General features: G+C 71.0%; 20 protein-coding genes. 3 read left to right on the top strand and 17 right to left on the bottom strand.

All coding sequences use genetic code 11. The features are described 5' to 3' along the window. Nucleotides 1–113: 113 nt before the first annotated feature. Together ACZ5ID_RS22405 and ACZ5ID_RS22410 are read right to left on the bottom strand one after the other, a co-directional pair. A complete protein-coding gene (locus tag ACZ5ID_RS22405) occupies nt 114–1,910 on the bottom strand; it encodes an ABC transporter permease/substrate binding protein (protein ID WP_468900689.1) in 1,797 nt (598 codons plus the stop codon). Further along, nucleotides 1,903–2,967 carry a quaternary amine ABC transporter ATP-binding protein gene (locus ACZ5ID_RS22410; RefSeq protein ID WP_468900691.1) on the bottom strand — a complete coding sequence of 355 codons (1,065 nt, stop codon included), beginning with the start codon at nt 2,965–2,967 and terminating at the stop codon, nt 1,903–1,905. Before ACZ5ID_RS22410 ends, ACZ5ID_RS22405 begins: the two co-directional genes overlap by 8 nt. Nucleotides 2,968–3,211: 244 nt before the next feature. Here ACZ5ID_RS22410 and ACZ5ID_RS22415 point away from each other — a divergent pair, with 244 nt between their 5' ends. Together ACZ5ID_RS22415 and ACZ5ID_RS22420 are read left to right on the top strand one after the other, a co-directional pair. Beyond that, nucleotides 3,212–4,120 carry a 5'-3' exonuclease gene (locus ACZ5ID_RS22415; protein WP_468901092.1) on the top strand — a complete coding sequence of 303 codons (909 nt, stop codon included), beginning with the start codon at nt 3,212–3,214 and terminating at the stop codon, nt 4,118–4,120. A gap of 128 nt (nt 4,121–4,248) precedes the next feature. After that, complete coding sequence (locus tag ACZ5ID_RS22420; RefSeq protein WP_468900693.1) at nt 4,249–5,088, top strand: siderophore-interacting protein; 840 nt, start codon at nt 4,249–4,251, stop codon at nt 5,086–5,088. 281 nt (nt 5,089–5,369) lie between these two features. Here the strand turns inward: ACZ5ID_RS22420 and ACZ5ID_RS22425 are convergent, their stop codons facing one another. The 11 genes from ACZ5ID_RS22425 to ACZ5ID_RS22475 form a co-directional block, all read right to left on the bottom strand. Beyond that, complete coding sequence (locus tag ACZ5ID_RS22425; RefSeq protein WP_468900696.1) at nt 5,370–8,204, bottom strand: DEAD/DEAH box helicase; 2,835 nt, start codon at nt 8,202–8,204, stop codon at nt 5,370–5,372. A gap of 144 nt (nt 8,205–8,348) precedes the next feature. Continuing rightward, on the bottom strand, nt 8,349–9,305 hold the full coding sequence (gene tatC / locus ACZ5ID_RS22430; protein WP_406552421.1) for a twin-arginine translocase subunit TatC: 957 nt from the start codon (nt 9,303–9,305) through the stop codon (nt 8,349–8,351). A gap of 62 nt (nt 9,306–9,367) precedes the next feature. Further along, nucleotides 9,368–9,649: a Sec-independent protein translocase subunit TatA gene (gene tatA / locus ACZ5ID_RS22435; RefSeq protein ID WP_406552422.1), complete on the bottom strand. Its 282-nt coding sequence runs from the start codon at nt 9,647–9,649 to the stop codon at nt 9,368–9,370. Nucleotides 9,650–9,859: 210 nt separating this feature from the next. After that, on the bottom strand, nt 9,860–10,057 hold the full coding sequence (locus ACZ5ID_RS22440; RefSeq protein WP_468900700.1) for a hypothetical protein: 198 nt from the start codon (nt 10,055–10,057) through the stop codon (nt 9,860–9,862). A gap of 9 nt (nt 10,058–10,066) precedes the next feature. Continuing rightward, nucleotides 10,067–10,321, bottom strand: coding sequence for a hypothetical protein (locus ACZ5ID_RS22445; protein ID WP_468900703.1), 255 nt, complete (start codon nt 10,319–10,321; stop codon nt 10,067–10,069). Nucleotides 10,322–10,345: 24 nt separating this feature from the next. Further along, complete coding sequence (locus ACZ5ID_RS22450; protein WP_468900706.1) at nt 10,346–11,332, bottom strand: helix-turn-helix transcriptional regulator; 987 nt, start codon at nt 11,330–11,332, stop codon at nt 10,346–10,348. A 16-nt stretch (nt 11,333–11,348) separates the two neighbouring features. Then, complete coding sequence (locus tag ACZ5ID_RS22455) at nt 11,349–12,323, bottom strand: helix-turn-helix transcriptional regulator (protein ID WP_468900708.1); 975 nt, start codon at nt 12,321–12,323, stop codon at nt 11,349–11,351. 123 nt (nt 12,324–12,446) lie between these two features. Then, the gene (locus ACZ5ID_RS22460) at nt 12,447–12,818 is read right to left on the bottom strand and encodes an FKBP-type peptidyl-prolyl cis-trans isomerase (RefSeq protein WP_468900711.1); all 372 of its coding nucleotides are present in this window, start codon (nt 12,816–12,818) and stop codon (nt 12,447–12,449) included. A 57-nt stretch (nt 12,819–12,875) separates the two neighbouring features. Beyond that, complete coding sequence (locus tag ACZ5ID_RS22465) at nt 12,876–13,829, bottom strand: FKBP-type peptidyl-prolyl cis-trans isomerase (RefSeq protein WP_406552428.1); 954 nt, start codon at nt 13,827–13,829, stop codon at nt 12,876–12,878. A 114-nt stretch (nt 13,830–13,943) separates the two neighbouring features. Beyond that, nucleotides 13,944–15,305 carry a Pup--protein ligase gene (pafA, locus tag ACZ5ID_RS22470; protein ID WP_101387501.1) on the bottom strand — a complete coding sequence of 454 codons (1,362 nt, stop codon included), beginning with the start codon at nt 15,303–15,305 and terminating at the stop codon, nt 13,944–13,946. Nucleotides 15,306–15,329: 24 nt separating this feature from the next. Continuing rightward, nucleotides 15,330–16,574: an MFS transporter gene (locus ACZ5ID_RS22475; RefSeq protein WP_468900714.1), complete on the bottom strand. Its 1,245-nt coding sequence runs from the start codon at nt 16,572–16,574 to the stop codon at nt 15,330–15,332. A gap of 121 nt (nt 16,575–16,695) precedes the next feature. On the opposite strand from ACZ5ID_RS22475, the gene ACZ5ID_RS22480 reads away from it, so the two are divergent. Beyond that, nucleotides 16,696–17,700: a LacI family DNA-binding transcriptional regulator gene (locus ACZ5ID_RS22480; RefSeq protein ID WP_468900717.1), complete on the top strand. Its 1,005-nt coding sequence runs from the start codon at nt 16,696–16,698 to the stop codon at nt 17,698–17,700. Nucleotides 17,701–17,769: 69 nt separating this feature from the next. On the opposite strand, the gene prcA is transcribed toward ACZ5ID_RS22480, so the two are convergent. The 4 genes from prcA to ACZ5ID_RS22500 are packed head-to-tail and all read right to left on the bottom strand — an operon-like array spanning nt 17,770 to nt 19,862. Continuing rightward, entirely contained in the window at nt 17,770–18,519 is a 750-nt protein-coding gene (prcA, locus tag ACZ5ID_RS22485; RefSeq protein WP_406551024.1) for a proteasome subunit alpha, read from the bottom strand. A 46-nt stretch (nt 18,520–18,565) separates the two neighbouring features. Then, nucleotides 18,566–19,411 (bottom strand): proteasome subunit beta, encoded by an 846-nt coding sequence (gene prcB / locus ACZ5ID_RS22490; RefSeq protein WP_406551023.1) that lies wholly within the window; start codon nt 19,409–19,411, stop codon nt 18,566–18,568. Further along, on the bottom strand, nt 19,363–19,593 hold the full coding sequence (locus ACZ5ID_RS22495; RefSeq protein WP_468900722.1) for an endonuclease domain-containing protein: 231 nt from the start codon (nt 19,591–19,593) through the stop codon (nt 19,363–19,365). The genes prcB and ACZ5ID_RS22495 overlap by 49 nt, the downstream gene beginning before the upstream one ends. A gap of 50 nt (nt 19,594–19,643) precedes the next feature. Continuing rightward, entirely contained in the window at nt 19,644–19,862 is a 219-nt protein-coding gene (locus ACZ5ID_RS22500; RefSeq protein WP_067134420.1) for a ubiquitin-like protein Pup, read from the bottom strand. Nucleotides 19,863–19,896: the final 34 nt, after the last annotated feature.

Below are 19,896 nucleotides of genomic sequence, written 5' to 3' on the forward strand. Positions count from 1 at the left end.
CGGCGTGCTGGGCACCGGCGCGCGAGCGGGGCCCCGCCGGTGTCCGGCGGGGCCCCGCTCCTGGCACGGACGGCCGAAACCTTTCGCCCGTCCGCCACCGCGCGCGGCGGTCGCTACGAGCCGACCGGCGTCCACTTGTCCGCGAGGCCGGGGTTGTCGTCGAGCCAGGCGCGGACCGCCTGCTGCTCCTTGCCCTTGCCGGTGGACTGGATCTTCGCTTCGAGACCGGTGAGCTGCTTCTCGGTCATCTTGAAGCCCTTCAGCCAGGCACCGACCTTCGGGTTGTCGCCCGTGAAGCCCTTGCGGGCCAGGGTGTGCACCCCGTCGCCCTTGCCCCAGCTGCCCTTGGGGTCCTTGAGCTTCTTCAGGTCGTACGTGCTGTACGCCCAGTGCGGCGACCAGAGCGTCACCGCGATCGGCTCCTTCTTGGCGTACGCGCGCTTGAGCTCGGCGAGCATGGACGGCGTGGAGCCGTCGACGACCTTGTACTCGCCGTCCAGGCCGTACTCCTTGAGGACCTTGTCCTTGAGCAGGCCCATCATCCCGGCGCTCGGCTCGATGCCGATGATCCTGCCCTTGAACTGTCCGGACTTGCCCTTGAGGTCGTCCAGCGAGTCGATGCCCTTCATGTAGGAGGGCACGCTCAGCTCCAGGGAGGTCGGGCCGTACCAGCCGCCCAGGTCCTCCAGCTTGTCGTGGTACTTCTGCCAGTACGTGGCATGGGTGACCGGGAGCCAGGAGTCCGTCTCGAAGTCGATCTGGCCGCCGGCCATACCGGTGTAGAGCGCGCCCGCCTCGTACTGCTTGGTGTCGACCTTGTAACCGCGCCGCTCCAGGAGCTCCTTCCACAGGAAGGTGGAGGCGATGCCCTCGTCCCAGGGGATGTAGCCCAGGGAGACCTTCTTGCCCTTGCCGACGTTCTCGGCACCCGAGGCGGTGGCGGTGGTCGAGGAGCCGAACATGCCCATGCCGCCGGCCACCAGCGCGAGGACGACCACGCCGACGGCCGCGACGGCGGGCCGCGGGCGGTGGTTCCACACCTTGGCGCCGGAGGACTTGGCGCGGGCCAGCGCCCGGCGGCCGACCGGCGAGACCTGGCGGCCGAGCGCGCCGGTCATCCGGTCGAGGTACATGGCGAGGATGACGATGGAGATGCCCGCCTCGAAGCCGAGGCCGATGTCGACGTTGCCGATGGCGCGGTAGACCGCGCCGCCGAGGCCGCCGCCGCCGACCATGCCCGCGATGACGACCATGGACAGGCCCAGCATGATGACCTGGTTGACGCCCGCCATGATGGTCGGCAGCGCCAGCGGGAGCTGGACCCTGAGCAGGGTGTTGCGCGGGGTGGTGCCGAACGCCTCGGCCGCCTCGACGAGTTCGGGGTCGACCTGGCGGATGCCGAGCTCCGTCATCCGCACGCCCGGGGGCAGCGAGAAGACGATGGTGGCGATGATGCCGGGGACCACGCCTACACCGAAGAAGATGATGCCGGGGATCAGATAGACCATGGCGGGCATGGTCTGCATGAAGTCCAGGAGCGGGCGGCTGATCGCGCTCACGGCCTTGGACCGGGACGACCAGATGCCGAGCGGTACCGCGAGGACCAGCGTGACGACGGTCGCCACCAGGACCAGCGACAGCGTCGACATCGCCTCGTCCCACAGCTCGATCGAGTCGACCAGCGCGAACCCGCCGAAGGCGAGCACACCGGCGACCAGACCGCGCAGCCACCAGGCGACGACGGCGAGGATGCCCGCGAAGAGCAGCGGGTGGGGCGCGGACAGGACGGCGTCGATGCCGTCGTACATGCCGTTGACGACCTTGGTGATGGCGTCGAACAGCCAGGAGAGATGGCTCTGGAGGAACGTGACGGCGCTGTCCACCCACTCGCCGAGAGGAAGCCTAGGCATGGGCCACCTCCTGGGCCGAGCAGACGACCGGCCCGCGCTTGTCGTCCCCGAGGAAGGCGATCAGCCGCTCCCGCGGTACGACGCCGAGCAGTGAACCCTCGTCGTCCTTGACGGCCACGGGGTGCGGCACGCGCGCGGCGACCGCGCACAGGTCCGCGACGCTGGTGTCGGCGGTGACGGTCTCGCAGTCGCAGTTCCCGGCGTCCGGGCGGTGCGGCTCGGTCATCACGGACAGGGCGGTGAGCACCCGGGAGCGGTCGACGTCCTGGATGAAGGAGGCGACGTAGTCGTTGGCCGGGGTGAGGAGGATGTCCTCGGCGCTGCCGAGCTGGACGATCCGCCCGTCGCGCATGACGGCGATGGAGTCGCCGAGCCGCATGGCCTCGTTGAGGTCGTGGGTGATGAAGACGATGGTCTTCTTCAGGCGCTTCTGGAGGACGAGGAGCTGGTCCTGCATGTCGCGCCGGATCAGCGGGTCGAGCGCGCTGAAGGACTCGTCCATGAGGAGCAGGTCGGCGTCGGTGGCCAGCGCGCGGGCCAGGCCCACGCGCTGCTGCATACCGCCGGAGAGCTCGTCGGGCCAGGAGTCGCCCCAGCCCGCGAGGCCGGTCAGCTCCAGGGCCTCGGCGGCGCGCTTCTCCCGCTCGGCGCGCGGCACGCCCTGGACCTCCAGGCCGTACGCGGCGTTCTCCAGGACGCTGCGGTGCGGGAAGAGCGCGAAGTGCTGGAACACCATGCTGATCTTGGTGGAGCGGACGGCGCGGAGCTCGCGCGGGCTCAGGCCGGTCAGGTCCTGCCCGTCGTAGAGCACGCGGCCCGAGGTGGGCTCCAGGAGCCCGTTGAGCATCCGCAGCAGCGTGGACTTCCCGGACCCGGAGAGCCCCATGACGACGAAGATCTGGCCGGGCTCGACCGTGAACGACGCGTCGATGACCGCCGCGGTCGTCCCGTCGGCCCGCAGTTCGTCACGGTCGGCTCCGGCCTGGAGCCTGCGTACCGCGTCGTCGGGTCGTCGCCCGAACACCTTGTAGAGCTGCTCGGCTTGCAGCGTGGACACATCTACCTCACGGATAGGACGGAGAACGGCCCGCCTCCCCCGCCGGCGGGCCGTGGAGCGGCGCGGAATCGGTCCGTCGCCCTGTGCATGCGGTGCCGTATTCGTGGTAACCGATACGAGGGTCCGCTCCGGCGCGGCGCCTTCCCGCCCTTACCCGGAGCAAACGGAAAGGTGACCCACCTCACTGGGCTGCCCGGAGACTGTCAGTGCCGTGCGGCATCATCGGGGTGTGACGCGACGCCTGATGCTCCTCGACACCGCCTCCCTGTACTTCCGGGCCTATTTCGGGGTCCCCGACTCGGTCCGGGCCCCGGACGGCACCCCGGTCAACGCCGTGCGCGGCCTGCTCGACTTCATCACCCGCCTGGTCCAGGACCACCACCCGGACGACCTGGTGGCGTGCATGGACGCGGACTGGCGCCCGCAGTGGCGGGTGGAGCTGATCCCGTCGTACAAGGCGCACCGGGTGGCGGTGGAGACGGCCGGGGGGGTCCCGGACGAGGAGGAGGTCCCGGACACGCTGGCCCCGCAGGTCCCGGTGATCGAGGCGGTGCTCGACGCGCTGGGGATCGCCCGGGTCGGCGTCGCCGGGTTCGAGGCGGACGACGTGATCGGCACCCTGGCCGCGGCGGCGCCCGGCCCGGTGGACATCGTCACGGGCGACCGCGACCTGTTCCAGCTGGTCGACGACAAGCGCGGGGTGCGGGTCCTCTACCCGCGCAAGGGCGTGGGCGACTGCGATGTGGTGGACGAGGACCTGATCCGTACGAAGTACGGGGTGCGGGCCGATCAGTACGCGGACTTCGCGGCCCTGCGCGGCGACACCAGCGACGGTCTGCCGGGCGTCAAGGGCATCGGCGAGAAGACCGCCGCACAGCTGATCACCGAGTACGGCGACCTGGCGGGCGTGCGCGCGGCGGCCGTGGACCGCACCTCCCGTCTCACCCCCGCCAAGCGCCGGGGGATTGTCGAGGCCGCCGCCTATCTGGACGTGGCCCCGAAGGTGGTCCGGGTGGCGCTGGACGTGCCGCTGCCCGTGTTCGAGCCGGCGCTCCCGGCCGAGGCCCTGCATCCGGAGACGGTGGACGAGCTGGCGCACCGGTGGGGACTGGGGGGCTCGCTGACCCGGCTGCTCACGACGCTGGGGCGCTGAGCGGCGGGGAGGCCGGGAAATTGAGGGTGAGCCCCGGGGAGCCGGGATGCTAACTTAGGCAAACCTAAGAAGAGCAGACGGTTCAGCGTGCCGGCCAGACGGGCCGGCACACATCAGGGGAGAACGCTGTGGCGGAACGACCGGCCCGCAAGGGGCCCCGGGCCCACGAGACACGTGTGGTCCGCACCGAGTGGATCAGCGAGCACATGGTCCGGCTGGTCCTGGAAGGCGCCGCGGGGAGCGGCTTCGCCCTCGACGGGTACACCGACCACTATGTGAAGCTCCTCTTCCCGGCGCCCGGGGTGACCTACCCCGAGCCCTTCGACCTGGAGCGGGTGCGCGCCGAGTTCCCGCGCGACCAGTGGCCGAGCAACCGGACGTACACGGTCCGGGCGTGGGACGCCGAGCGGGACGAGCTGACCATCGACTTCGTGGTCCACGGCGACGAGGGCCTGGCCGGCCCCTGGGCCGCCCGCGCCCAGGTCGGGGACGTCCTCCGCTTCTCCGGTCCCGGCGGCGGGTACGCCCCGGACCCGGCCGCCGACTGGCACCTCCTGGCGGGCGACGAGAGCGCCCTCCCGGCGATCGCCGCGGCGCTGGAGGCGCTGCCCCCGGGCGCGCTCGTCCACGCCTTCGTGGAGGTCCCCGGCCCCGGGGAGGAGCAGAAGATCCTCGCCCCCGAGGGGGTGGAGGTGACGTGGCTGCACCGCGGCGACGCCCCGGTGGGCGAGCCCCTGATCGCCGCCGTCCGGGAACTGGCCTTCCCCGAGGGCGACGTCCACGCCTTCGTCCACGGCGAGGCGGGCTTCGTGAAGGAGCTCCGCCGCCATCTGCGCCTGGAGCGCGGCATCCCCCGCGACCGCCTCTCCATCTCGGGCTACTGGCGCCTGGGCCAGAGCGACGAGGCCTGGCGCGCGGTCAAGCGGGAGTGGAACGCGCAGGTGGAGCGGGAGCAGGAGTCCGCGTAACGACGGGGAGGGGCGCAGCCCCCTCCCCCTCGATCCCCTTCCCCTGAGTCCCTCCCCTGGGCTCCGCCCGGCCCCCGTGCGTGACGGGGGACGGTGGTCGGGCCGCACCTCCGGCCCGGATCTCTCCGCGGACCGTGCTGGGTTGCTCGCGCGGTTTCCCGCGCCCCTGGGCACCTGGGGGCGCGGAAAACCGCGCGACCAGCCCCCACCAACCCGCAGACACACACCCTGCCCGGAGGGCTCGCCCCACCAACCCCCAGACGCAGACCCGCCCGGAGGGCTCACCCCACCGAGCTGTATGCCACCACGCCCCTCAGCAGCGCGTCCACCGCCTTGCGGGCGTTCTTGGAGACCGTGCTGCCCGCGGAGGTGCCGGGGGCAGCCGCCGCGATCTGGCCGAGTACGTCGATGACCTGCTTGCACCAGCGCACGAAGTCGCCCGCGGGCATCTCCGCCTCGCGCAGCACCTCGTCCAGGCCCTGGCCGGAGGCCCACTGGAAGGCGGCCCAGGCGAAACCGAGGTCCGGTTCGCGCTGGCCGACGCCCTCGGTCTGGTTGATCTTGTGGTCCTCCTCCAGCGCGTCGAGGCGGCCCCAGATGCGGACCATCTCGCCGAGCGCCGCCTTGGCCGCGCCCGAGGGCAGCTTGGGCGCCACCGCGTCGTCGGCCTGGCGGGCCTCGAAGACCAGCGCCGAGGCGCACGCGGCCAGCTCGGCCGGGCTCAGGCCCTCCCAGACGCCCGCGCGCAGGCACTCACTGGCCAGCAGGTCCAGCTCGCCGTAGAGCCGGGCGAGACGGCGGCCGTGCTCGGTGACCTCGTCCGCGCGCAGATAGTCCAGCTCGGTCAGGAGTGACACGATCCGGTCGAAGGTGCGGGCGATGGTGTTCGTCCGCCCCTCGATGCGCTTCTCCAGCTGCCGGGTGTCGCGCTGGAGGCGGTGGTACCGCTCGGCCCAGCGCGCGTGGTCCTCGCGCTCGTCGCAGCCGTGGCAGGGGTGGGCGCGCAGCTCGGCGCGCAGCCGCATGATCTCGCGGTCGTCGGCGGCCTCGGCGCGGCCCCTGCGGTGGCGCTCGGGCACGATGTGGCCGGCCTTGGTGCGCAGCGCGGAGGCGAGGTCGCGGCGGGACTGGGGCGAGCGCGCGTTGAAGGACTTGGGGACCCTCATCCGCTCGATCGCCTCCACCGGCACCGGGAAGTCGATCGCGGCGAGCCGCTTGACCTGCCGCTCGGCGGTCAGCACCAGCGGGCGCGGCCCGTCGTGCTGGTCGAAGCCGCGGTGGCCGTTGGAGCGCCCGGCCGGGATGCCCGGGTCGAGCACGAGCGCGAGACCGGCGAACTTGCCCGTCGGCACATGGATCACGTCTCCGGGCCTGAGCCGCTCCAGGGAGGCGGCGGCGGCGGCCCGGCGCTGGCCGGCGCCCTGCTTGGCGAGCTCCGTCTCACGGTCCTTGAGGTCACGGCGCAGCCGCGCGTACTCCTCGAAGTTCCCGAGGTGGCAGCTCATGCCCTCCTTGTAGCCCTCCAGGCCCTCCTCGTTGCGCTGCACCTGGCGGGAGATGCCGACGACGGACTTGTCCGCCTGGAACTGCGCGAAGGAGGTCTCCAGGAGCTCGCGCGAGCGGTGCCGGCCGAACTGCTCGACCAGGTTCACCGCCATGTTGTACGAGGGCCGGAAGCTGGAGCGCAGCGGATACGTCCGGGTGCCGGCCAGGCCCGCGAGCGCGCCCGGGTCCATGCCGCGCTGCCAGAGCACCACGGCGTGGCCCTCGACGTCGATGCCGCGGCGCCCGGCGCGGCCGGTCAGCTGGGTGTACTCACCGGGGGTGATGTCGGCGTGCTGCTCGCCGTTCCACTTCACCAGCTTCTCCAGGATCACCGTCCTGGCGGGCATGTTGATGCCCAGGGCGAGCGTCTCGGTGGCGAAGACGGCCTTCACCAGGCCGCGCACGAACAGCTCCTCCACGACCTCCTTGAAGGTGGGCAGCATGCCCGCGTGGTGGGCCGCGATGCCCCGCTCCAGGCCCTCCAGCCACTCGTAGTACCCCAGGACGTTCAGGTCCTCGCCGGGGATGGAGGCGGTGCGCTCCTCGACGATCTCGCGCACCCGCCGGCGCGCCTCCTCGTCGTTGAGGCGCAGACCCGCGTACATGCACTGCTGGACGGCGGCCTCGCAGGCCGCGCGGCTGAAGATGAACGTGATGGCGGGCAACAGGCCCTCGGCGTCGAGCCGTTCGATGACCTCGGGGCGGCCCGGCGTCCAGATCCGGGAGCGCTGGCGCCGCTCGCGCTCGCGGTCGGCCTCGCGGACCATCTTGCCGCGTCTGCGCTCGCGCGGGTTGTACGTCTTCTGGTTCTCCATCCGGGCCATGCGCAGCAGGTCCGGGTTGACCTCGCGCCGGGCGCCGCCACGGCCGCCGTGGTCGGTGGACTCCTCGAAGAGGTCGTACATCCGCCGGCCGGCCAGCACATGCTGCCAGAGCGGGACGGGGCGCTCCTCGGAGACGATCACCTCGGTGTCGCCGCGCACGGTGTCCAGCCAGTCGCCGAACTCCTCCGCGTTGGACACGGTCGCCGACAGCGACACCAGCGTCACCGACTCGGGCAGGTGGATGATCACCTCTTCCCAGACGGCGCCCCGGAACCGGTCGGAGAGGTAGTGCACCTCGTCCATGACCACATAGCCCAGGCCGCGCAGCGACTGGGAGCCCGCGTAGAGCATGTTGCGGAGCACCTCGGTGGTCATCACGACCACCGGCGCCTCGGAGTTGACGCTGTTGTCGCCGGTGAGCAGGCCGACCTTGTCCGCGCCGTAGCGTCTGACCAGGTCGGCGTACTTCTGGTTGGAGAGCGCCTTGATCGGCGTGGTGTAGAAGCACTTGCGGCCCTGCTGGAGGGCCAGGTGCACGGCGAACTCGCCGACGATGGTCTTGCCGGAGCCGGTCGGGGCGGCCACGAGCACCCCCTTGCCGGTCTCGAGTGCCCGGCACGCCTCGATCTGGAAGGGGTCCAGATCGAACTCGTACAGGTCGCGGAAGGGTGCGAGCGCGGTGGCCTGCTCGGCGGCGCGGAGCCGGGCAGCTGCGTACGCTTCGGCTGGTGAGAGGTCCTCTGTCATCTTGTCTTCGAGCCTACCCGGCGCCTCTGACACAGGTCGCGATCTTTATCGGGACCGGTGCCCCGCGAGGGAGCGCGCGGGGGCCCAAAACGCCGAAGCGGCCGGGTGCGCGCCGTGCGCGCCCGGCCGCCTCACGCAGGGGCGTCAGGTGACGTCGTCGTACCCGTTGACCCGGCTGCCGGGGCGGTTGGCGTCCGCCTGCTCGGGCAGGGACGGGGTGGGAACGGGCTCGATGCCACCGATGTCCGAGGGCGTGAGGTCGAGGTCGGAGGCCTCGTCGTCGGCGGGGCCGGACGCGGCGCGCTCACGGCGGCGCTTGTCGTTGAGGAACGAGATGCCGACGGCGATGAAGTACAGCAGCACGATCGGGGTCGCCAGCGACAGCATCGACACCGGGTCGACGGTCGGCGTCGCGAAGGCCGCGAAGACCGTGACGCCCATGATCATGCCGCGCCACCAGCCGAGCATCCGGCGGCCGGTGAGAACACCGCCGAAGTTCAGCATGATCAGGAAGAGCGGCAGCTCGAAGGAGAGGCCGAAGACGACGATCATCCGCAGCACGAGGTCGATGAGCTCGTTGAGCGGGAGCAGGTTCAGCGCGCCGTCGGGGGTGAACTCCAGGAGGACCTTCGCCGCCGCGGGCAGGACGTGGTACGAGAACCAGCCGCCGGCCAGGAAGAGCGGGAAGCCGGCCGCGACGAAGCCCAGCGAGTACTTCTTCTCGTTCCTGTGCAGGCCCGGGGCGACGAACGCCCAGAGCTGGTAGAGCCAGACCGGGCTGGCCCCGACGACGCCCGCCACCAGGGACGTCTTGATCATCAACGTGAACGGCGACATGAGGCCGGACATCGTGACGTTGCCGCAGTGGTCCTTGCTGTCCTTCTGGGACAGCGTGTCGAACGCTTCCTTGCAGCCGACCGACTCCCTGACCGGCTTGATGATCAGGTCGACGATGTCCTTGTAGTAGAACGCCGCCACCACGGCGCAGACCAGGATCGCGAGAACCGCCTTGGCGAGCCGGTTGCGCAGCTCACGGAGATGGTCCGAGAGGGGCATCCGCCCCTCCGGGTCCTTCTGCTGTTTGCGGGCAGACTTCAGCAACCCACGTCCTCATCTCGTGCGGCAGGGCACCTTGGTGATCAGCGCCTGCTTCGGCCCAGGTGTCAGCGGGTGGAGTCGGTCGGCTCGGTGACGGGACGCGAGCTGCTGACGTCGCCGGGGGCCGACCGGATGGTGCGCTGCACCGGCGGCTGCTCGCCCGGGTGCGGCGGGTCGGCGGGGGCGGGCTGCTGGCCGTCGGACTTCATGGCCTTCGCCTCGCTCTTGAGGATGCGCGCGGACTTGCCGAGCGAGCGCGCCATGTCCGGAAGCTTCTTCGCGCCGAACAACAGGACGATGACGACGAGGATGAGAATGATCTCGGGGGCTCCGAGCCTTCCGAACATAAGCTTTTACCTTCTCACCGAGGCGACGTGGGTGGGGCTGCGGGTCCCGGTCGGACTGGTGTCCGACCGGTTGCGTGCAGCGATCGTAACGCGCAGGGGTGAACACCGGGCAATCCCCGTGCGTCCTCACGGACGCGGGCCACTGCCTCGCTGCGTGGTCCGCGCTCTGAAGCGTACCCAAAGGGACGGACACACAGGAGTCCCCACCGGTCACCGCGAGGTCTCTGCGGTACCGGAGAGTGCAACTGCGGCGCTCTCCAGCTCCTCGGCGGCTCTGTTGATCCTCCTTGTGGTGTCGGCCACTTGCCGGCCGAGCCGCTGCGCCTCGACGAACACCTTGATCGCGAGCACACCGAGGACGGCGATGGAGAGGAACCCGACGGCGATGGCGGTCATCGGCCAGAACATGAGCGGACCCTAGACGCTGGAGTGGAGGCGGAGGGTGTTGACCCCTCCGCCGGTGAGGAGTTCGACGACGCGCTCACCGGCCGGCTTGCGGACGGCGGAGCCGCACTCGGGGCAGGTGAAGGAGTAGAAGGTGGTACGGCGGCTGGCGCCGATGGCCAGGCGCAGCGCCCCCGCGGCCAGCTCGATGCGGGCACGGCAGTCGGGGCAGGCGGCCTTGAAGAGCACCGACTGGACTGCGGCCACCTGACGGGAAATACCGGGCATCACCGACATGTTCCGCTTATCTCCTCAATTCTCTCCGTCGTACGCGCTCTGCTCTTCGTACGCCGCCAGCGCCGCCAGCGCCGCACCACGGGCACTTTCGGCCAGTTCGCCGGGGGCGACGATCCGGCCGTCGCGGCCCAGCCGCAGCGCCAGGCGCCGCAACGAAGCGGGTTCCGGGGTGCGCAGGGTGATCCGCAGACCGCCGTCGGGGAGCTCCTCGGCGCTGTCGTGCGGGTAGTACTCCGCCACCCAGCGCCCGCCGGGCCCCACCTCGACGACCACCTCGGGGTCCTCGGCGGCGGGCTGCACCAGCCCCTCGGAGAGGTCCCGCAGCTCCAGCTCGGGCGGCGCGGCGGGCTCGTCGAGCAGACGGATCTCGGCCACCCGGTCGAGGCGGAAGGTGCGGCGCGCCTCGGAGAGGCGGCACCACGCCTCCATATAGGTGTGGCCGACGGCGAAGAGCCGGATCGGGTCGACCTCGCGCTCGGTGAGCTCGTCGCGCGCGGGCGAGTAGTAGCGCACCCACAGCCGGCGCCGCTCCGAGATCGCCCGGTCGACCTCGGCGAAGACCCCGCCCTCGGACTCGAAGGTCACCGAGAGCCGGGAGCTGGCGCCCGCCGCCTCCCCGGCCGCCGCCTCCAGCTTGGCGGTGGCGCGAAGCAGCGCCTGGCGGTCGCCCTCGCGCAGCCCCGGCAGCGTCGCCACCGCGCGGGCCGCGACCAGGAGCGCGGTCGCCTCGTCGGCGGCGATCCGCAGCGGCTCGGCCGCCTCGGCGCCCAGCGCGTTGGGATTGCGCCACCAGATGCGGTCGCCGTCGGTGTCGATGTCGAGCAGGTCGCCGCCGCGGAAGCTGGTCCCGCACATGGGCAGGACGTCGAGGTCCGAGATCAGCTCGTCCTCGCTGATCCCGAAGGCGCGGGCGACGTCGGCGACGTGCGCACCGGGCCGCTCGCGCAGATAGGTGACGAGGGAGAGCATCCGCCGCGTCTGGTCGATGGCGTTCGCAGCCATGGTCGTCCGGTTCCCCTCAGCCCTTGGCCACGGCGCGCAGCCGGTCCACCACGTCGGCCCGCAGGTCCGCGGGCTCCAGCACGACCACATCGGGGCCGAACTCCACGAGCCAGGCGTCCAGCCCGTGCCCGTACGGAATCTCCAACTCGTCCCAGCCGTCGCCGAGTTCCCGCGTCGCGGTGGCCCGCGAGCGCAGCGGGTAGCCGGCGCCGGCGCGCAGCCGGATCCGCGCGGAACGGGTGGCGGTCTCCCCCGCCCAGGTCTCCACGGTCTCGCGCACGGTCACCACGTCGGGCACCGGCGCGGTGAAGGAGCCGGCCCGCGAGCGCACCTTGCCGGTGATCCGCGAGAGCCGGAAGACCCGCTCGGCGCCCCGGTCGCGGTCCCAGCCCGCCAGATACCAGTGGCCGCGCCAGCACTCCAGAGTCCACGGCTCGACATGGCGGGTGCCGGGGCGGGCGGCGGTGGCCTTGCGGTACTCGAAGACGACGGGGCGGCGGTCGCGGCAGGCCAGCATCAGGGGCTCGAAGGCGGCCTCGTGGACCGGGATGCGTGGCTCGATCGCGCTGTGCTCGTACGGGTTGTCGGCTTCCGGCATTCCGGCGGCGCGCAGCTTCTGGAGTGCGCCGCTGGCCGCGCCCGCGAGCCGGGCCTGCTGCCAGACCCGGGCGGCGAGTCCGAGCGCCGCCGCCTCCTCGGCGTCCAGCTGGACCGGCGGCAGCCGGTTGGAGTCGCGGCGGGCCAGATACCCGGTCTCGCCGTCGAGGTTCTCCACCGTCTCGATGACCAGGCCGAGTTCGCGCAGATCGTCCTTGTCGCGCTCGAACATCCGGTTGAAGGCGTCGTCCGACCCGGCCGAGCTTCCTTCCGGGCCGGCGGCCTCGACGTACGCCTCGATGGAACCGCGCAGTTCGCGCTTGCTGAGCGGACGGCGCGTCCCCAGCAGACACAGCGCCAGGTTCATCAGCCGCTCGGCCTTGGCAATCGCCATCGACGCCCTTCGCCTCTCCTCGAATCCGCTGCTCCGACCGTTGACCGTACCGCCCCGGGGTGTCGGGGCAAAAGCCGAGGGCCCGTGCCGGACGGCACGGGCCCTCGGTGTGATCGGGTGTGATCAGACAGCGACCAGGTCGCAGACGAAGATAAGCGTCTCACCCGGCGCGATCCGGCCACCGGCACCGCGGTCGCCGTAGGCGAGGTGCGCGGGGATGGTCAGCTGACGGCGACCGCCGACCTTCATGCCCTGCACGCCCTTGTCCCAGCCCTGGATGACCTGGCCGACACCGAGCTGGAACTCCAGCGGGGTGCCGCGGTTCCAGGAGGAGTCGAACTCCTCACCGGTGGAGAAGGCGACGCCCACGTAGTGGACCTTCACGTAGTCGCCCGCCTTGGCGACGTCGCCGTCGCCCTCCCAGATCTCCTTGATCTCCAGGTCCGCCGGCGGCTCGCCCTCGGGGAAGTCGATCTCGGGCTTCTCGATGCTCACTGAACTGCTCCTCTTGAATACGTGCAGGGCAACCGGGACAGTCTTACATCCCCGCCGTCACATCTTGGACAGGATGTCGATCGAGAAGACCATGGTCGAGTTGGCCGGGATACCGGACTGCTCCTTGTCGCCCAGACCCTGGTCCGGGGGGATGACGACGAGGATGCGGCTGCCGACCTTCTTGCCGATCAGACCGGCCTTGAGGCCCTTGAGGGTCAGGTTCGGCAGCGCGAAGGTCTGCGTCTTGCCCTGGTCGTAGGTGCTGTCGAACTTCTTGCTGTCCTTCCACAGGAAGCCCTCGTACGCCAGGACCACGCTGTCGGTGTCCTTGACCACGTCGCCGTCGCTCTCCAGCACGTAGTCGGAGACCAGCTTCTTGGGGGCGTCGCTCTTGGGAATGGTCAGCGAGGGCGCCTTGCCGTCGGTGTTGGTGCCGACCTTCGGCAGGTCCTTGTCGTCCTGCGCGACCTCCTTGCCCTTGGCGGAGGTGGGGATGGTGGTCGCCTTGACGATGTCCACGACGAAGACCAGCGTGGCGTTGGGCTTGATGCTGTCGCCCTGGCCCTGCGCGCCGTAGCCGAGCTCCGGCGGGATGCCCAGCTCGACGCGGCTGCCGACCTTCTGGCCCTCCAGGCCCTGGTCCCAGCCCTTGATGACCTGGCCGGCGCCGAGGGTCAGCGTGAAGGGCTGCTTGCGGTCGAAGCTGTTGTCGAACGGCTTGTCCGAGTCCCAGGCCTGGCCGAGGTAGTTCACGGACACGGCGTCGTTCTTCTTGAGCGCCGCCCCCTTGCCCTCGCTGATGACATTGACCTTGAGGGCCTTGGGCGGGTTGCCCTCGCCCTTGGCGAGGGTCGGCTTCTCCCCGACCTTGGCGCCCGCGGTGATGGCGGGCAGGCCGTTCTTCATCGAGGCGGAGTCGGAGGTGGAGTCGGAGCCCTTGTCGTCGCTTCCGCAGGCGGCTGTGGCAACCAGCAGCAGCGGGACGGCGAGCAGGCCGGCAAGTCGGCGCACGTGTTCCTCAGATCTCAGACGGCACGGTAGTTGCCGCCACTCTAAGGCGTACCACGGGCCCCGTACGAGGAACGTACGGGGCCCGTGTTTCCGGCGGCCGGTGTCGTCGGCCGGTCACATTCCGGCGATCAGCTTCTCCACCCGGTCGTCCACGGAGCGGAACGGGTCCTTGCACAGCACGGTCCGCTGCGCCTGGTCGTTGAGCTTGAGGTGCACCCAGTCGACGGTGAAGTCCCGCCGCTGCTCCTGGGCCCGGCGGATGAAGTCGCCGCGCAGCCGTGCCCGAGTGGTCTGCGGGGGCACCGACTTGCCCTCGAAGATCTTCAGGTCGTTGCAGATCCGCGCGGCCTGGCCCTTGCGCTCCAGCAGGTAGTACAGCCCCCGCTGGCGGTGGATGTCGTGGTACGCCAGGTCTATCTGCGCGACCCGGGGGTGCGACATGGTCATGTTGTTCTTCGCCCGGTACCGCTCGATCAGCTGGTACTTCATGACCCAGTCGATCTCGGTACCGATCCGGTCCAGGTCCTCGGCCTCGATCGCGTCCAGGGTGCGGCCCCACAGCTCCAGGACCTGGTCGACGGTGCCGGTGCGGATGCCCCGGCGCTCCACGAAGTCCACGGCCTTCTCGTAGTACTCCCGCTGCACTTCGAGGGCCGAGGCCTCACGGCCGCTGGCCAGGCGCACCTTGCGCTGGCCCGTGATGTCGTGCGAGACCTCGCGGATCGCCCGGATCGGGTTCTCCAGCGTCAGGTCGCGCATCACCGTGCCCGCCTCGATCATGCGCAGCACCAGGTCGGTGGCGCCGACCTTGAGCAGCATGGTCGTCTCGGACATGTTGGAGTCGCCGACGATCACGTGCAGCCGCCGGTAGCGCTCGGCGTCGGCGTGCGGCTCGTCCCTGGTGTTGATGATCGGGCGCGAGCGGGTGGTGGCGGAGCTGACGCCCTCCCAGATGTGCTCGGCGCGCTGGCTGACGCAGTAGACCGCGCCGCGTGGGGTCTGGAGGACCTTGCCGGCCCCGCACAGGAGCTGGCGGGTGACCAGGAACGGGATGAGGATGTCCGCCAGCCGGGAGAACTCGCCGTGCCGGGCGACGAGATAGTTCTCATGGCACCCGTAGGAGTTTCCCGCGGAATCGGTGTTGTTCTTGAAGAGATAGACGTCGCCCGCGATTCCCTCCTCGTGCAGGCGGCGTTCGGCGTCGACGAGCAGGCCTTCGAGAATGCGCTCGCCGGCCTTGTCGTGGGTGACCAGCTCGGTCACGTTGTCGCATTCGGGAGTTGCGTATTCCGGATGCGAACCCACGTCGAGGTAGAGACGGGCGCCGTTCCGCAGGAAGACGTTGCTGCTGCGGCCCCATGACACAACACGGCGGAAGAGGTAGCGCGCCACTTCGTCAGGTGACAGTCGGCGCTGTCCCCTGAACGTGCACGTGACGCCGTACTCGTTCTCCAGCCCGAAAATGCGGCGGTCCATGACTGAACATTACGCCCGATGCCCTCAGCTGAAACCGGGTTCGACGGCACGGGTTGGATCATTTTGGTCAACTCCAGCGACGCTTTCCGTACGCCCGCCAGCTGCGAGGACCCGTCGGGTGGCGAGGAGCACCACCAGGGCGGCCACTCCGCCGCCGCCCGCCACGGCGAAGCTCGCCGCGCTGCCGCCCAGTTCGACGGCGGGCCCCGCGACCGCCGTGCCGAGCGCGGTGCCGACCCCGAAGGCCGTCACCAGCCAGGAGAAGGCCTCGGTCACGGTGCCGCGCGGGGCGTGCCGGTCGACCACGATGAACGCACAGGCGATGCACGGCGCGAGGAGGAGTCCCGAGACCACCATGAGCCCCGCCATCGGCACCACACCGGGCACGAGCGTCAGCGGCAGATAGCCGACGGCGAGCAGCGCGACGAGCGAAATCAGCCGTTTCTCGGGAGTTGTGGCCCACTGGCGCGCCCCGTACACCAGACCGCCGAGCAGCGCCCCGAGGCCGTTGGCCGCCATCAGCCAGCCGTAGATGGCGTCCCGGCCGTGGTCGTCGGCGTACGCCGAGGCCGCCACGATGATCGCGCCCAGCGCGAGACCGACGAAGAAGAAGGCCCCGAGGAGCGCCAGCAGGCCGGTGGAGCGCAGCGCGCCCAGCCAGTGGGCCTCGCGGGGGGCCGAGCGCCACGCGCGCGAGGGCCGCGAGAGGACCACGGAGAGCGCGCCGAGCACCCCGAGCGCGTTGATCGCGACGAGCGCGGTGGCGGGCGACCACAGGGCGATGCCGAGGGTGACCAGGAGGGGGCCGACGGTGAACATGACCTCCTGGGCTATCGCGTCCATCGCGTAGGCCGTGTGCACCTGGTCCTGGCGGGTCAGGACGCTGGGCCACAGCGCCCGCAGTCCGCCTTCGAGGGGCGGTGTGCAGAAGCCCGCCACCAGCATCGCCGCGTACGCCAGGGCGACCGGGTCGATGCCGACGAGGGCCAGGACGCACATGCCGAGCGCGCTGGCCACCGACGCGGGCAGCATCACCCGGGGCTGGCCGTACAGGTCGACGGCGCGGCCGAGCAGGGGCTGCCCGGCGGCGGTGGCCAGGCCGTAGACAGCGGTGAGGGCGCCCGCCAGCGAGTAGCTGCCGCCCTCGGCGCGGACGAACAGCACCACGGCGATGGCCGCCGTGGCGTTCGGCAGCCGCCCGGTCAGTGTCCCCGCCAGCAGTCGCGCGGCGTGCCGCGTCCGGAGGATCTCCAGATATCCCGCCGCCATGCTCGCCCCTCGATTGGTGAGTGTTACGTATAACGTGCGACGTCATACGTACCATGTCGGCAACCCCCGGGTCCACCCCGGACCGGGGGTTCCCAGCTCCCCCACCCCGCCGGAGGACCCCGTGAAGACCCAGCCGACCAGCCGGGACGTCGCCCGCGCGGCCGGGGTCTCCCAGGCCACCGTCTCCCTGGTCCTCGGCGACAAGTGGCGCGGCCGGGTCTCGGAGCGGACGGCGGCCCTGGTCCGCGACGCCGCCCGCGACCTCGGCTACCGGCCCAACCTCGCCGCCCGCAGCCTGCGCCTGGGGCGCACCCGCACCGCCCTGCTGGTCGTCCCGGCCCTCACCAACGAGTTCTTCGCCCGGGTCTACACCGGCGCGGCCCGGGTCGCCGCCGAGCACGGCTTCGGCGTGGTCCTCTACCCCTCTCCCGAGGGCGTCGGCCCCGCCCGCGATCCCTTCGCCTCCGCCAGCGCGGCCCTCGACGGGGTCATCGCCTCCTCCATGGCCGCCGACGCCCTCATGTCCATCCGGGGCACCGACCTGCCGCTGGTCATGCTCGACAGCGACCCCGCCGAGTCCGGGCCCGCCGCCCGCGTCAACCTCGACATCGCCGACGGCATACGTCAGGTGACGGACCATCTGCTCGGCCTCGGCCACCGCGGGTTCGTCCACCTCGCCTCGGCCGTGGACTCCTGGACCTTCCGGGTACGCGCCCGGGCCCTGGAGGACGCGCTGCGCGCGGTGCCCGGCGCCGAGGTCCTGACCGTGCCCTCCGCGCTCAGCGTCGACGCCGGCCGCGCCGCCGCCGAGCACGCCCTGACCCGGCCCGGCCCCCGCCCCACCGCGCTCATCTGCGACGACGACATCCTGGCCGCGGGAGCCTGCAAGGCCGCCCGGCGGCTGGGTCTGCGCGTCCCGGAGGACCTCTCGGTGGCCGGATTCGACGACCTCGCCCTGGCCACCGCCCTCGAACCCGAGCTCACCACCGTCCGGCTGCCCGCCGAGCGGGTGGGCGAGCGGGGCATGGCCGCGCTGCTCGCCGTACTGGAGGGCCGTGAGCCGGAGGCGGGCGACCTGCCCGTCTCCCTGGTGGTCCGCGGCTCCACGGCGCCGCCCACGTCCTGAACGCGAAAGGCCCGTGCCCCGCCGTCGGAGAGACGGTGGGGCACGGGCCCGCGGAGCACTGCCTCGCGGCTACTCCTCGTCGTCGTCGGAGGGCACCTCGGTCGGCTCGGCGCTCGCCTCCTCGGTCTGCAGCAGACGGGAGAGCTGACGGCCGACGATCCTCTTGAACTTGCGCTGCTGCGGCCGTGTCCGGTCCAGGACCGCGACCTCCAGCCGCTCCGCGGGGATCTCCCGGTCGGCGCCGTTGGTCTGGTTGGACAGGGCCTGGACCGCCAGCTTCAGCGCCTCGGCCAGCGACATACCGTCCTGGTGGCGCTGGTCGAGGAAGGTGCTGATCTGCTCGGCGTTGCCGCCGACCGCGACCGAGCCGTGCTCGTCCACGATCGAGCCGTCGTGCGGCAGCCGGTAGATCTGGTCCTCCTCCGGCGTCGCCCCGACCTCGGCGACCACCAGCTCCACCTCGTACGGCTTCTCGCCGGCGCTGGAGAAGATGGTGCCCAGCGTCTGCGCGTACACGTTCGCCAGGCCGCGGGCCGTCACGTCGTCACGGTCGTAGGTGTAGCCGCGCAGGTCCGCGTAGCGCACACCACCGATGCGGAGGTTCTCGTACTCGTTGTACTTGCCGGCGGCGGCGAAGCCGATCCGGTCGTAGATCTCGCTGAACTTGTGCAGGGCACGGGACGGGTTCTCGCCGACGAAGACGATGCCGTCGGCGTACTGCAGCACGACCAGGCTCCGGCCGCGCGCGATGCCCTTGCGGGCGTACTCGGCGCGGTCGGCCATGGCCTGCTGGGGTGAGACATAGAACGGCGTCGACACCGGCTATCCGTCCCTTTCTGTCAGTGGCGGGGTCATCTCTGCGGCCTCAGAGCAGCGCGGCGCGCGGGCCGTCGGGCTGCTCCAGGCGCTTCTCCAGGATCGAGCGGGCGATCTCGGAAGACTCCGCCTCGGTCAGTCTCCGGAAGCCCTCGTCGCTGATGACGGTGACGATCGGATAGATCCGGCGGGCCACGTCGGGACCGCCGGTCGCCGAGTCGTCGTCCGCCGCGTCGTAGAGCGCCTGGACGACCAGGGTCGTCGTCTGCGCCTCGGTGAGGTCCTCGCGGTAGAGCTTCTTCATCGAGCCCCGGGCGAAGATCGAGCCCGAGCCGGTGGCCGCGTAGCCGTGCTCCTCGGAACGGCCGCCGGTCACGTCGTACGAGAAGATGCGGCCCCTCTCGCGGTCCACGTCGTACCCCGCGAAGAGCGGGACCACGGCGAGGCCCTGCATGGCCATGCCGAGGTTGCCGCGGATCATCGTGGAGAGCCGGTTGGCCTTGCCCTCCAGGGAGAGGGTGGTGCCCTCGACCTTCTCGAAGTGCTCCAGCTCCAGCTGGAAGAGCTTGACCATCTCCACGGCGAGACCCGCGGTGCCGGCGATGCCCACCGCCGAGTACTCGTCGGCGGGGAAGACCTTCTCGATGTCGCGCTGGGCGATCATGTTGCCCATCGTCGCCCGCCGGTCACCGGCGAGCACCACGCCGCCGGGGAAGGTGGCGGCGACGATGGTGGTGCCGTGCGGGGCCTCCACGTGCCCCTGCACGGGCGGCAGGACGCGCTTGCCGGGCAGCATCTCCGGCGAGTGCTCGGCCAGGAAGTCCATGAACGAGGACGAGCCCGGCGTCAGGAAGGCAGCTGGTAGACGCCCTGTGCCACGGGTGTTGGCTTCCACGAGGTTCCCTCCAGGTAGGCGGCAGCCCGACGAACTGTGTCGGGATCGTCTCCCAACTTGCCGATGGCCGAATCGCAGTTGAAGCACCGTACGCCACGGACCTTACCCGTCCCGTGGCGGTGATCCACATGAACGGCGGGGGCGGCAGGGCAGGTTGGGCACACACCGCGCCGCCCCGCCACCGGGAACCGTCGTCCCCCTATTCGCAGCCCTCGCTGTTCACATTTGTGGACTACTGTCCACCCTTCTGAACGAACGAGCGGACGAAGTCCTCGGCGTTCTCCTCAAGCACGTCGTCGATCTCGTCCAGCACCGAGTCGACGTCGTCCGAGAGCTTCTCGTGGCGTTCCTTGAGGTCCTCCGAAGCCTGCGCGTCCTGGGTCTGCTCCTCGACCTCCTCGGTGGAACGCGTGGCCTTCTGCTGTCCGCCGCCGGTGTCCTTGGTCGCCATCTACCTCACCCCGCTCGGTTCGATGTCCTTGATC

The sequence above is a fragment of the Streptomyces sp. NPDC031670 genome (assembly GCF_055580545.1).